We start from the raw sequence: 11,830 nt of genomic DNA, 5'->3' as shown, positions 1-11,830 counted from the left end.
ATTCTCCGCCCGGCTGCGCGCGCGATCCAGCATCGGGACATTAACCCAAATCGTTAGCGATGCGAGGTTTCTTGCGGGCTGCGATGGTTTCCATTATCTTAACCGTCATGGAAGGGGCCGCAAAGAAACTCATGGCGATCATGCCGTTCCTGTTCGGGATCGGCTTCATCGCCCCGCTGACCGCGCAGCTGCTGGAACGCTTCGGCTATTCCGGCCCGTTCGGGTTGAGCGCCATCGCCTTCGGCCTGCTGTTCGGCGGCACCTGGGGCCTCGTCGCGAACATCCGCGGGCGGTGGCTGTGATGGATACGATCCGGCAGCCGGGCTATGCGGACGAGGCGTTCACCGCCGACGTCGAAGCGGAAGTCGCCGGCCTTGCGCTGCGCGGCGGGGACGATCTCGACAAGCACACGCGGGTCGACCTGCTGAAGCAGGAACGCGCCATCGCCAAGGAATTCCATAGCGGGCGGATGTGGCCCTATGTCGTTGCGGCGTGGGGCGGCTTTGCGCTGTGGGTCAGCCTGTTCCCGCTCACCATGCTGGGCATCGTGCCGCTCTGGCTCGCCTGCATCGTCGCCTGCGTTCTGGCGACCGGCGGCTATGTCACCAGTCACGAGGCGATGCATTCCAACATCGCGCGGCCGAATACGAAATACCGCTGGGTCAACGAATGGGTCGGCAAGGTTTCGACGATCCCGATCGTCTTCCCGTTCTCGATGGCGCGGCTGATGCACCTCGAGCATCACTACCACTGCAACGACCCCGAAAAGGACCCGGACTATACCGACGAGGCGCCGAGCGCGGCGTGGGCCTGGTACAAGACGTGGTACAACCGCCAGCCGGGCGTCGACGGTTCGATCCACCACTACAAGCGTATCCTCGCCGGCATGGGCACGCCGGAGGCGAAGAAGGCGCTGAAGGACACGTTGCTGCTGCAGCTGTTCTTCATGGCGACGCTCTTCACCCTGGCGTGGAACGGCTATGCGCTGGTGGCCGCCGCGGTCTGGTGGCTGCCGCGCCATGTCGGCCTCAGCTACATTCGTTTCTACCTCAGCTGGGCGCCGCACCACCCGCGCGAAGGCAACACCAGCCGTTATGACACCACGCGCATCTTCAAGAGCAGGCTGGGCCACACGATGAGCATGGGGATGGAAACCCATCTCATCCACCACCTCTATCCCGGTATCCCGAACCACCGCACCAAAGAGGCGTATTTCGCGCTCAAGCCGATCCTGCAGAAACGCGGCGTGGACTGTTCGGCGCTCTAGGCGCCGTGCTGATAGCCGAGGCCGTCGGGGCGCTCGAAAACCTCTCCATCCAACGAGATGCCCGATCCCGCCTCGACCGTGCCGATGCGGTGGATGGGCCATTCCGAGGTGAAATCCGCAGGCGCGGTGAAGAGCAGTTCGTAGTCGTCGCCCCAGCGCAGCGCTTCGGCGCGGCGATGTTCGGGCGCGCCCAGCGGGACCGCGCCGCTCTCGATGGATAGGCAAACCCGGCTCGCCTGCGCCATGCGCCACGCGTCAAGCAGCAGCCCGTCGGAAATGTCCATCATCGCGCTGACATGGGGCGCAAGATCGATGCCTTCATATGTGCGCGCTTCGGGCCGGCGATAGGCGCGCGCGGCGGCGCTGCGATCGCGGGACAATTCCTCGAACGCGGTCATCGCCGCGCCGATTTCGCCGGTGACGAAGATCGCATCGCCGGGGCGGGCTCCGTCGCGTCCCGGAACCGGGCAGTGCCGCGCCTTGCCGATGGCGGTCATGGTGAAGCTGCGCGGTGCACCTTCGGGCATGAGCACCGTGTCCCCGCCGAGCACGTCGGCCTGGCAAGTCCCCAGCGCGGAGACGAGCCCTGCGGCAAACCGCGCATCGTCCAGCGTGACCGAGTGGCTAACCAGCACCGCGAGCGGTTTCGCGCCTTTCGCCGCCAGGTCCGACAGGTTGGCGGCGACAAGGCGCCAGGCGATGTCGGCCTCGTCCATGTCGGGCAGCAGGTGAACGCCTTCGACCAGCGTGTCGCAGGTCACGACGAGCGTTTCGCCGCCGATTTCTATGATGCCGGCATCGTCGCGCAGGTCGCGGGCGCCCGGGGCGAGCGGGGCCACGCCCCGGAGCATGTCGATAAAGGCGAATTCCGCCGAGGGCACCTAGGCGCGCACGGCCTTGCCGACACGGTCGAGCACGCCGTTGACGAACTTCGCCTCGCGGTTTTCGAAGAAGGCTTTTGCCACGTCGATATATTCGCCGATCGCAGTGCCGGTGGGCACGTCGGGGCGGGCCATCAGCTCGTAGGCGCCGCAGCGCAGGATCTGCAGCGTCGTGCGGTCGAGGCGCGTCAGGCTCCACCCTTCGGAAAGATAGCCCGCAAGCAGCGTGTCGATTTCCTCGCGCCGCGCATCCACGCCGCGCACGATATCGTCGAAGAATTCGACCTCGGCTTCGGCCAGTTCCATGTCGTCGATGACTTCGCCCAGCCGGTGCTGGTGGAATTCGTCGAGCAGCCGCGCCAGCGCGGTCTTCTCCATGTCCATCTGGTACAGCGCCTGCACGGCGGCGAGGCGGGCGGCAGAGCGGGCCTGTGATCGTTTGTTCTGGGTCATTTGAGGCGCAATTCTATCGAGCGGGCATGGGCTGGCAGCCCTTCCGCATGGGCAAGGCGGGCGGCAGCGGGACCGATGGCGGCCAGCGCTTCGGGCCCGCTTTCGAGGAAACTGGTCCGTTTCATGAAGTCGGTTACCGAAAGCCCGCTGGAAAAGCGGGCCCGGCGGCCGGTCGGCAGCACGTGGTTCGGCCCGGCGACATAATCGCCGACCGCTTCGGGCGTGTGCCGGCCGATGAAGATGCTGCCCGCATGGCGGATGCCGTCGAGGAACGGCTCCGGGTCGGCAACCGAAAGCTCCACGTGCTCGGCAGCGAGGCGGTTGGCGAGCAGAATGGCGTCGGCCAGCCTCTCCACCACGATTATCGTGCCGTGATTGTCCCAGCTCTGCCGCGCTACGCGCTCCGTGGCGAGCTGGTTAAGTTCCATGCCGATTTCGTCCTGCACCAGCCCGGCAAGCAGCGTGTCGTCGGTGATGAGGATCGACTGGGCCGCCGGATCGTGCTCCGCCTGGCTGAGGAGGTCGGCGGCGAGCCAGCGCGGATCGCTGTCCTTGTCGGCGATGACCAGGATTTCGCTGGGGCCGGCGACCATGTCGATGCCCACGGTGCCGTAGAGCTGGCGCTTGGCCTCCGCCACCCAGGCGTTGCCGGGGCCGGTGATGACGTCGACCGGGCGGATGCGGCTGGTGCCGTAGGCGAGCGCGCCCACGGCCTGCGCGCCGCCGATGCGCCAGATTTCGTCGATGCCGCACAGGTGTGCCGCGGCCATCACCAGTTCGTTCGAGAGGCCCTTGGGCGTCGGGGTCGCGACCACGATCCGCTCCACCCCGGCAACCCTTGCCGGGATCGCGTTCATCAGCAGCGAGCTGGGATAGCTCGCCCGCCCGCCGGGCACGTAGAGGCCCGCCGCGTCGACCGGCCGCCATTTCGCGCCCAGCCGTACGCCTGCATCGTCACGATAGTCGCGGTCCTGCGGCAGCTGCGCCTCGTGATAGGCGCGGATGCGGTCGGCGGCGAGGGTGAGGGCATCGCGCAGCGACGGATCGAGCGTGTCCCACGCCGCCTCGCACTGGCGCGGCGTGATCCGCCAGCTGGCAAGGTCCGCCGTCAGCGAGTGGCCGTCGAAACGCTGGGTGTAGTCCTCCAGCGCCCTGTCGCCCGCATCGCGGACCTGGGCGAGGATGTTGCGCACGTCCTGCGACACGTCGTCGCCGGATTCGCGGCGGTCCTTCACCAGCCGGTCGAAGCGCTTGGCGAAATCGGGATCGCTTGCGGAAAGGCGTTGCATCATGCCGCTTTCCTCTCGCTTGCGATGGCCCGGAACCGTTCCACCAGCGCGCCGACGCGCGGGTCGGTCTTCAGCGCGGCGCGGTTGACGATCAGCCGGGCGGTAATGTCCATGATATGGCCGGTTTCGAACAGGCCGTTGTCCTTCAGCGTCTGCCCGCTGGAGACGAGGTCGACGATCCGCCCCGCAAGGCCGAGCGAGGGCGCCAGTTCCATCGCGCCGTTCAGCTTGACGCATTCGGCCTGGATGCCGCGCTTCTCGAAATACCGGCTGGTGATGTTCGGATACTTGGTCGCGACGCGCAGGTGGCTGGCGCCGCTCGTGTCGGCCGCGCCGCCTTTCGGTTCCGCCACGGCGAGGTGGCAGTGGCCGATGTCGAGATCGACCGGCGCATAGAGGTCCGGATAATCGAATTCCTCGATCACGTCCGATCCCACGATGCCGACCTGCGCCGCGCCGTGGGCCACGAATGTCGCCACGTCGAAGGCGCGCACGCGGATGATGCGCATGTCGCCGCCTTCGGTGGCAAAGCTCAGCGCACGGTTGGCCTTGTCGTGAAAGGCGGCATCGGGCACCACGCCCGCGCGCGCCATCAGCGGCAGCGCATCGTCGAGGATGCGCCCCTTGGGCACTGCGAATGTCAGGCTGTTGCTGGTCATGGGCGGCGAGATAGGGTGAGGCAGGGAAAAGGGCAATCGTGCATGAGTGAAGGCAGCACAAGTGGTGGCGAGCGCTACGAGGTAATCGATCCGCAGGCGACGGGGCCGGAGGCAGTCGACCGCGCGTTCGAGAACCAGGTGGCTTATTGCCGCGACAACGGGGCCGATATCACGGCCTGCGTGTGCGCGGGCCTGCGTGCATTGCTCGATACCGACCGCGGCGGTGCGACGATGGAGCGCGTGCGCCGCTGGGCCGGGCCGCCGCTCGCCGATGCCCTGCCGCTGCGGCTGGCAGGCGGCCTACACGCGCTGCACTTGTCGGGCGAGGAGCCGGCGCTGGAGCCGCTTTACACCGGCCAGCGCGTCACCGACGTGGCCGACTTGCTGGCCGAGGTTATCGAGCGGCACGACTACACGCTGCCCGTCTGGCTCGACGGTCCCCCGCAAACGAACGAGGCGGGCCGGTCCGCCAATTATGCCGCCGCGCTGTTGTGGCTGGCGGACAAGGGCCTGCCCTCGCAATTCGCGTTGAACGAGATCGGGTCGAGCGCGGGCATCAACCTGATGATGCGGCGCTATCGCTACGATCTTGGCGGCACGACGATGGGGCCGTCGCTGTCCTCGATGCAGCTCGCACCGGAGTGGCGCGGCGATGCGCCGCCGCAAGCCGGGGTGGATATCGTGGCCGCGCGCGGATGCGACATTGCGCCGGTGGATCTCACCGATCCCGCCCAGGCGCTGCGCCTGCGGGCCTATATCTGGCCGGAATTCAACGCCCGCTTTGCCCGGATGGACGCCGCCATCGCCGCCGCGCAGACCATGCCGCCCGAAGTCGCGCGCCAGAGCGCCGATGCTTTCGTGGAGGCCATGCTGGCGGAGGAACCGCAGGATGGCGTCACCCGCGTGCTCATGCACTCGGTTGTGTGGCAATACGTGCCCGAAGACCAGCGCCGCCGTGTGACCGAACTTATGGAAGCCGCCGGCGCCGCAGCCACGGCCGACGCCCCGCTGGCATGGGTCTCGCTGGAGGCGAACCGCGACACCCACCGCCACGAGCTCACCGTCCGGTACTGGCCCGGCGGGGAGGAATGGACCCACCTGGCCACCGCGCACCCCCACGGCGAATGGATCGAGTGGCAGGCGTAGGCGGGCGTCGGACGCGTCGCGGTATCAGTCGCCGAGAAACCGCTCCATCGCCGAGTTGACCTTGTCGGGGGCTTCCCACGGGACGAAGTGGCCGCAACCGTGGACTTTCTCGATGGTGAGGTCGTCGACGAATTCGTCCAGCCCCTCGATATTCGCAGCGGGAAGGGCAAGGTCGTCCATCGCCCAGATGACCAGCGTCGGGATGGCGAGGTTGGGGATGGCGGGAGGGGTGTAGTCCGCCGGCACCTCGTAGGGCGCATCCAGCGGGGGGACCTGCACGGGCGAGCCGCGATACCAGTTCAGCATCGCCATGGCGGCGTCGCGGTCCTGCCACTCGGCGAGCAACGCTTCGCGCTCTTCCGGTTCCATCGCGCTCGGCCGGTCCCAGCGCACCGCTTTCAGCAATATGCCGACGAGCCCGTGTTCGCGCACGAGCGCGTCGTTCGCCGGATCGCGGAATTCGCGCATGTACTGGCTCGCCTCGCGCTGTGTCCGGTCGGTGAAGAGCAGGCGCTGGAACACGAGCGGGTGGGGCGCATTGGCGATGATCGCGCGGGTGACACGGCCCGTCATCTGGCCGCCGATGGCTGTGCCCCAGGCGATCGCGCCGCCCCAGTCGTGGCCGACCACGGTGAACTTCTCCACCCCCAGCGCATCGGCAAGCTGGAAGATGTCGCCGATCAGCTTGTCGGGCGTGTAGGCGGCGACCTCCGCCGGCTTCGAACTGCCGCGATAGCCGCGCTGGTCGGGCGCAATGCAGCGATATCGGTCGGAGAAATGCGCGATCTGGTGCCGCCAAGTGCGATGGCTTTCGGGGAAGCCGTGCAGGAATACCAGCCCCTCGCCGTCCCTGGGGCCGGTATCGACCACATCCAGTTCGATACCGTTGGCGAGCGTAACGCGGGTTTGCTCCATCGCGCTCAATCCTCCGCTTCCATCTTTTCCATGTAGCCGCTCGCCACCATGGCGGCCATCTGGTCGAACATGGCATCTTCGGTGCGGCGCGCCTCGCCCATCTGTTCCTCCACCCCGCGCGCGACGATGATCTCGCGCTCGCCGCGCCCGATGGCGTCGAAGATGGCCAGGGCGGCCTCGGCGGGCGGGATGCCGTTGTCGATCACCTTGTCGCTGCGCCCGCGCGCCGCGCCGCTGCCCGACAAGGCATTGCGGCTGACGTCGGTGGCGACCGATCCGGGCGCGACGACATGGACGTCCACGCCCGATTGTGACAGCTCCGCCCGCAGCGCATCGGCATAGCCGATCAGGCCGTGCTTCGCTGCGCAATAGGCGCTACGCATCGGCACGCCGACCTTGCCGGCGATGGAGCTGATGAAGACGAGCCGCCCCGATCCCCGCTCCACCATGTGCGGGAGCAGCGCCTGCGTCAGCGCGATGGGGGCCATCAGATCGATGTCGACGATGTGCTGGTAAACCGACAGGCGCGTGTTGATCGCCCGGCTACGCTGGGAGATCCCGGCGTTGTTGACCAGCGTGCCGACGCCGCCCTGCCATGCCTTGGCCTGCTCGACCGCCTCTTCCATCGCGGCCCGGTTGGTCGCCTCGAACGGCAGGATAAGCGTGTCGGACGCGCACTCCGCCGCCGTTGCGTCCAGCGCATCGACGTTGCGGCCGGAGAGGATGACCGGCTCGCCCGCCTGCGACCATGCGAGAGCCAGCGCGCGGCCGATGCCGGACGAGGCGCCGGTGATCCAGACGCTGCCGCTCATGGGTAGCTCACCGTCTTGGGCACGTCGGGCAGGGGGATATATTCTTCCTCGTCACCCGGGACCTTGGGGAAGGCCCCGCTTTGCCACTGTTCCTTCGCGTGGTTGATGCGTTCGCGGTCGCTGCTGACGAAATTCCACCATACGTGTCGCTGCGTCGCAAAGGCTTCCCCGCCCAGCAGCATCGCCCGTCCGCCGGTCTGCGACGTGAGTGTCATCGCCTCGCCGGGCTTCAGGACATAGAGCGTGTAGAGCTCCAGCGCTTCGCCATCGAGGCTCGCTTCCCCGCCCACCAGCATCACCGCGCGTTCGTCCGCCCCGGCGTCGATCGGCAGGCTGCCGCCGCCTGCAAGCACGATCTCGGCATAGATGGTCTCCGCATGGGTCGTGGTCGCGGCGCGCTTGCCCCACAGCTCGCCCATGATGACGACTGCCTTGGCGCAATCGTCCTCGACGACCGGAAGATCGCTGATTGCTTCGAAAGCCGGTGCGATCTCTTCCTGCCCGTCCGGCAGGGCGAGCCAGGTCTGCATGCCGTAGAGCTTTGGTCCCCTGTCACGCTCGTCCTGCGGGCTGCGCTCGGAATGCACGATGCCGGTGCCGGCGGTCATCAGGTTCACCGTGCCGGGCCGGATGGTGGAAAAGCTGCCGATGGAATCGCGGTGGTCGATCGCGCCCTCGAACAGCCAGGTCACGGTGGCGAGGTTGATGTGCGGGTGCGGGCGCACGTCCATCCCGCTGCCGATGTCGAGATCGGCGGGCCCGAACTGGTCGACGAAGATGAACGGCCCCACCATCGTCCGCGGCCGCCCCGGCAGCGCGCGGCGAACCTTGAAATCGCCGAGATCGTGGGTCGTCGGCGTGATGGTCTGGTAGAATAGGTCTGACATCGGGCTGCTCATTCCGGGTCCAGTTCGGGGTAGTGGCGGAAAATGCCGTCTTCGCTGAAGGCCTGCGCGCGGTCGGAGCGCTTGTATGCGGCGATGCCGTCCAGTTCGGACACGCCATCGCAGCACGCTTTCAGTCGCGGATAGTCTTTGCGCAGCGCGGCCATCCTGTTCGGGAACGCGTATTCCAGGCCTTCCATCATCTGGAACAGTGACGTGTCCACGTGGCTCCACCGCGCACCGCACACGAAGGGGCCGTCGTTCGCCGACAGGGCGGTTTCGAAATGGGCCGCATATTTGGGGATCCGGTTATCCCGAAAATCCTTGGCATGGGCGATCGCCGCATCCTTCTGTTCGTCGAAATATTTCGACGTGGCGATGGGATGGTGGGTTGTGTGAACCTCCTCGACCCAGTCCGAAATGTCCAGTTGCAGCTGGATCAGCTGAAGAGCTTCCGACTCGTTCTCGCTGCCGAAATTGTGCCGGTCTGCCAGCCAGCTGACGATATGCGCGGTCTGGCCGATGCACAGCCCTTCCTCGGTCACGATATAGGGCGGAGCGTATGGCTTTATACCGCTGCGCTGCTTCATGTCCTCGGTCAGCGCGTCGATTCCGTCTTCCATCGCGCGGTCGCGATAGGTGATGCCTGCAGCCTCTAGCGGAAGGCGCACGAACTCGCCGCGTCCGGGTATGCCGGGCCAGTACCACAAATCATAGCTCATGGCCGCTCTCCCGGTGCCCAGGTCTTCAGCGCGACTGCATGGACCCGCGTGCCGGGAATGTCACCCAGCGCGGCATTGACCAGCCGGTGGCGCGCCACGCGGCTCTGCCCGGCGAAGGCGGCGCTTTCGATCTCGATGGTGAAATGCGATTCTCCCGAGCCGTCGTCTCCCGCATGGCCGTGATGTGCCGCGCTGTCGTTGATCACCGCGAGGTGGAGCGGCGCGAAAGCCTCTTCCAGGATCGCGTGCATTTCGCTTTCGAGCGGGCCTGCTTCGGGACGGGGTGCCATGGCGGGGGTTCCTTTTCGTGGGTCGTGCCCCCATCCTATGCCCGTGAGGCAGACGAAGTTCCATGGACGATACGAAGCGGACGGGCGCCTGTGCGCCGTTCCGGGGTGCGAGGAGGCGGGAGAATTCCGTGCGCCGGGCACCCAAGGCCACGGCTTCGACGGGCCGGGCAGCTGGCGCTGGATGTGCCTCGACCACGTGCGCGCGCACAATGCGGGCTACGACTTCTTCGAAGGGATGAGCGCGGACGAGATCTTCCACGCGCAAGGCACCACCGCCGGGTGGGAAGACGTCACCCGCGCCTTTGCCGGGGTGGGGGAGGACGGCCTGCCGCGCTGGGCCGACTTTACCGATCCCCTGGATGCCATCGGCGCCCGTGCGGAGGGCATTCGCGACGCCGCCGGACGCCGCGCCGCCACCGCGCGGCCGATGCCGGGCGGCGGGCGCTTCACCCGCGCAGAGGTGCAGGCGCTGGATGTCATGGGCCTGTCCCGCGATATCGACCGCCGGGCGCTGCGCCGCCGCTATGGCGAGCTCGTGCGCCGGTACCACCCCGACCGCAACGGCGGGGACCGTACGCACGAGGTGCGGCTGTCCCGGGTCGTCGATGCCTACAAGCTGCTGCGCGAGAGCACGGCGCTGGCCTAGGCGGCCTCGCCTTCCGGCGGGGTGTAGCCGCGCTGCATCCGGTCGAGTTCGCCCACGATGCGCGATTTCATGCTTTCCACCCAGTCCAGGATTTCCTGCCGGATGTTCGCCGTCTCGCGCTCGTATTTCTGGCGGGAGATGCCCATGCCGCCGGTCGCGGTGATGCCGAAGGTTTCCAGGATGAATTCGTGGCGGTTGTGCCAGTCCTTCACGCGGGTCAGCACCGCTTCTGTCAGCTGCGGCAGGTCGAACGGATAGCCGGGAAGGCCGCAGGCGTCCTTGGTCTGCTGGTCGGCCGCGCACCAGATGACGTTCCAGTCGTCGAACCCGATCAGGTCCATCTGGGCATAAAGGAAGGCGCCGTGTTCGCCGTTGTAGATGTCGCGGCCGATCACCAGCAGCGGCATGGCGCGGCAATAGCCGTGGCGCGCTTCCATCTCGCGGCTGAAGGCGACGGTGCGCTCGGCCAGGCGCTGTTCGGCGGCCTTGAACGTGGCGATCCAGTCGTCGGCGGAACGTATGATGTTGCGCTCGTCATCCGGGTTCATGCCTACATCGCGCAGCAGCTTGCCGATCGCCGGATCGTCCCACAGTTCCTTGGGGAAGACCCGCGCGATGCCGTCTGCGTCCGGCTCCCGCATCATCGCCTGCAGCTCCGCCATGCTCTGCTGCTTGCGGCCGAATGTCACCTTGCGCCCGAATGCCATTGCAAACCCCCTCGTGTCTGGCGGGGGTGAGATTAGACGCAAGCGGTGAAAACCGGGTTACCGGCAGCGACGGGTGACGGTCAGCCGCTTTCGCCTTCGCAGATGTTGGCGAGCTGCGCGGCGCAGGCTTCCCAACCCTCCACGAAGCCCATTTCCTCGTGGTTCCTGCGCGCTTCCTCGCTCCAGTGGCGGGCGGAGGCGGTGTAGCGTGTGCCCGCAACGCCATCCTCGGTTGCCGGCCCGATTTCCCACGTGCCGACCATGAACGGCTCCGCCGGCACGAAACCTTCGGTCATCGCGTCGGTCGTCACGAAACGGCGGCCCTCGTCCCACTCGAGGTAAATTCCGCGATTGGGCATTTCCTCGCCATCGGGGCCGAGCATCGTCATGTCGCAGGCCCCGCCGACGCGCTTGTCCTGCTTGTCCAGCCGGACCTTCCACGGGGCAGGGCACCACCATTCCTCCTGCCGGTTGGCGAGGACATCCCACACCTTTTCCGGCGGCGCAGCGATGAAGCGCGAAACGGATAGTTCGTTCACGCCGCGTCCCCGCGCTGCTCGGCCTCGATCGCGCGCGCCTTCCGGTAGGCTTCGCGCTGCTGCAGTCGCTCGGCATAGGCCTTGAAACTGTCGCGGTCCGGCAGGCTTTTGAACATCAGCCCCCAGTCGACTTGGCTGCCGACATAGACATCCGCCATAGTGAAGGTCTTGCCGCAGACATAGTCGTGGGAAGACAGCCAGTTGTCGAGCGTATCGACCGCAAGTTCGTAAGTGCCGAAACCGGCCATGCCGCGCTTGTCGTCGGGGACTTCCCAGCCCATGGCCTTGCTCGTTACTGCCGCCTCGATCGGCCCGGCGGCGAAGAACAGCCAGCGGAAATAGTCGGCCTTCTTGTGCGCATTCGGCAGCAGGCCCGCGTCAGGGTGGGTTTCGGCCAGATAGTGGCAGATCGCGGCAGCCTCGGTCACCACGTGGTCATGGTCGCCGTGGTGGTGGACCAGCGTCGGCACCTTGCCCATCGGGTTGGCATCGAGCAGCGCCTGCGGCTTGTCGCCCCAGTCTACGAAGGCGTATTCGAAATCCGCCCCCACTTCGAGCAGCGCCCAATGCGCAATCGCGCCCCGGCTCATCGGATTGGTGAAGAAGGTGAATTCTGCCAT

Annotated in this window: 16 protein-coding genes; 4 read left to right on the top strand and 12 right to left on the bottom strand. The window is 66.9% G+C overall.

What is annotated here, in order from left to right; genetic code table 11:
• Positions 1 to 107: 107 nt before the first annotated feature.
• Together VCJ71_RS05900 and VCJ71_RS05895 are read left to right on the top strand one after the other, a co-directional pair.
• The gene (locus tag VCJ71_RS05900; protein WP_324639768.1) at positions 108 to 302 is read left to right on the top strand and encodes a hypothetical protein; all 195 of its coding nucleotides are present in this window, start codon (positions 108 to 110) and stop codon (positions 300 to 302) included.
• Positions 302 to 1,267 (top strand): fatty acid desaturase, encoded by a 966-nt coding sequence (locus VCJ71_RS05895; protein ID WP_324640885.1) that lies wholly within the window; start codon positions 302 to 304, stop codon positions 1,265 to 1,267. Before VCJ71_RS05900 ends, VCJ71_RS05895 begins: the two co-directional genes overlap by 1 nt.
• On the opposite strand, the gene thiL is transcribed toward VCJ71_RS05895, so the two are convergent.
• The 4 genes from thiL to hisG are packed head-to-tail and all read right to left on the bottom strand — an operon-like array spanning position 1,264 to position 4,549.
• Positions 1,264 to 2,148 carry a thiamine-phosphate kinase gene (thiL, locus tag VCJ71_RS05890; protein ID WP_324639767.1) on the bottom strand — a complete coding sequence of 295 codons (885 nt, stop codon included), beginning with the start codon at positions 2,146 to 2,148 and terminating at the stop codon, positions 1,264 to 1,266. The genes VCJ71_RS05895 and thiL overlap by 4 nt on opposite strands.
• Complete coding sequence (gene nusB / locus VCJ71_RS05885; protein WP_324639766.1) at positions 2,149 to 2,601, bottom strand: transcription antitermination factor NusB; 453 nt, start codon at positions 2,599 to 2,601, stop codon at positions 2,149 to 2,151. It abuts the gene before it with no gap.
• Positions 2,598 to 3,890: a histidinol dehydrogenase gene (hisD, locus tag VCJ71_RS05880; RefSeq protein WP_324640884.1), complete on the bottom strand. Its 1,293-nt coding sequence runs from the start codon at positions 3,888 to 3,890 to the stop codon at positions 2,598 to 2,600. The genes nusB and hisD overlap by 4 nt, the downstream gene beginning before the upstream one ends.
• Entirely contained in the window at positions 3,890 to 4,549 is a 660-nt protein-coding gene (gene hisG, locus VCJ71_RS05875) for an ATP phosphoribosyltransferase (protein ID WP_324639765.1), read from the bottom strand. The genes hisD and hisG overlap by 1 nt, the downstream gene beginning before the upstream one ends.
• Positions 4,550 to 4,591: 42 nt before the next feature.
• Between hisG and VCJ71_RS05870 the strand changes: the two genes are divergently transcribed.
• Positions 4,592 to 5,695 (top strand): DUF2332 domain-containing protein, encoded by a 1,104-nt coding sequence (locus VCJ71_RS05870; RefSeq protein WP_324639764.1) that lies wholly within the window; start codon positions 4,592 to 4,594, stop codon positions 5,693 to 5,695.
• Between the two features lie 24 nt (positions 5,696 to 5,719).
• Here VCJ71_RS05870 and VCJ71_RS05865 read toward each other — a convergent pair whose 3' ends face one another.
• From VCJ71_RS05865 to VCJ71_RS05845, 5 genes are read right to left on the bottom strand one after another with little or no spacing between them, the layout of a single operon-like run.
• Positions 5,720 to 6,610 (bottom strand): alpha/beta fold hydrolase, encoded by an 891-nt coding sequence (locus VCJ71_RS05865; RefSeq protein ID WP_324639763.1) that lies wholly within the window; start codon positions 6,608 to 6,610, stop codon positions 5,720 to 5,722.
• A gap of 5 nt (positions 6,611 to 6,615) precedes the next feature.
• Complete coding sequence (locus VCJ71_RS05860; RefSeq protein WP_324639762.1) at positions 6,616 to 7,422, bottom strand: SDR family NAD(P)-dependent oxidoreductase; 807 nt, start codon at positions 7,420 to 7,422, stop codon at positions 6,616 to 6,618.
• Entirely contained in the window at positions 7,419 to 8,309 is an 891-nt protein-coding gene (locus VCJ71_RS05855; RefSeq protein ID WP_324639761.1) for a pirin family protein, read from the bottom strand. The genes VCJ71_RS05860 and VCJ71_RS05855 overlap by 4 nt, the downstream gene beginning before the upstream one ends.
• An 8-nt stretch (positions 8,310 to 8,317) precedes the next feature.
• Positions 8,318 to 9,028 carry a glutathione S-transferase gene (locus VCJ71_RS05850; RefSeq protein ID WP_324639760.1) on the bottom strand — a complete coding sequence of 237 codons (711 nt, stop codon included), beginning with the start codon at positions 9,026 to 9,028 and terminating at the stop codon, positions 8,318 to 8,320.
• Positions 9,025 to 9,318, bottom strand: coding sequence for a BolA family protein (locus VCJ71_RS05845; RefSeq protein WP_290135749.1), 294 nt, complete (start codon positions 9,316 to 9,318; stop codon positions 9,025 to 9,027). Before VCJ71_RS05845 ends, VCJ71_RS05850 begins: the two co-directional genes overlap by 4 nt.
• A gap of 43 nt (positions 9,319 to 9,361) precedes the next feature.
• Between VCJ71_RS05845 and VCJ71_RS05840 the strand changes: the two genes are divergently transcribed.
• Positions 9,362 to 9,964, top strand: coding sequence for a J domain-containing protein (locus VCJ71_RS05840; protein WP_324639759.1), 603 nt, complete (start codon positions 9,362 to 9,364; stop codon positions 9,962 to 9,964).
• Here the strand turns inward: VCJ71_RS05840 and VCJ71_RS05835 are convergent.
• The 3 genes from VCJ71_RS05835 to VCJ71_RS05825 form a co-directional block, all read right to left on the bottom strand.
• A complete protein-coding gene (locus tag VCJ71_RS05835) occupies positions 9,961 to 10,671 on the bottom strand; it encodes a hypothetical protein (protein WP_324639758.1) in 711 nt (236 codons plus the stop codon). The genes VCJ71_RS05840 and VCJ71_RS05835 overlap by 4 nt on opposite strands.
• An 80-nt stretch (positions 10,672 to 10,751) precedes the next feature.
• Positions 10,752 to 11,210, bottom strand: coding sequence for an SRPBCC domain-containing protein (locus VCJ71_RS05830; protein ID WP_324639757.1), 459 nt, complete (start codon positions 11,208 to 11,210; stop codon positions 10,752 to 10,754).
• Positions 11,207 to 11,830: a glutathione S-transferase family protein gene (locus VCJ71_RS05825; RefSeq protein ID WP_324639756.1), complete on the bottom strand. Its 624-nt coding sequence runs from the start codon at positions 11,828 to 11,830 to the stop codon at positions 11,207 to 11,209. The genes VCJ71_RS05830 and VCJ71_RS05825 overlap by 4 nt, the downstream gene beginning before the upstream one ends.

Origin of the sequence: Pseudoblastomonas aquimaris (assembly GCF_035481675.1) — a bacterium.
GTDB lineage: Bacteria > Pseudomonadota > Alphaproteobacteria > Sphingomonadales > Sphingomonadaceae > Alteriqipengyuania_B.
The sequence above is the reverse complement of the archived record's forward strand: the minus strand, read 5'-3'. Positions and strand labels throughout refer to the sequence as shown.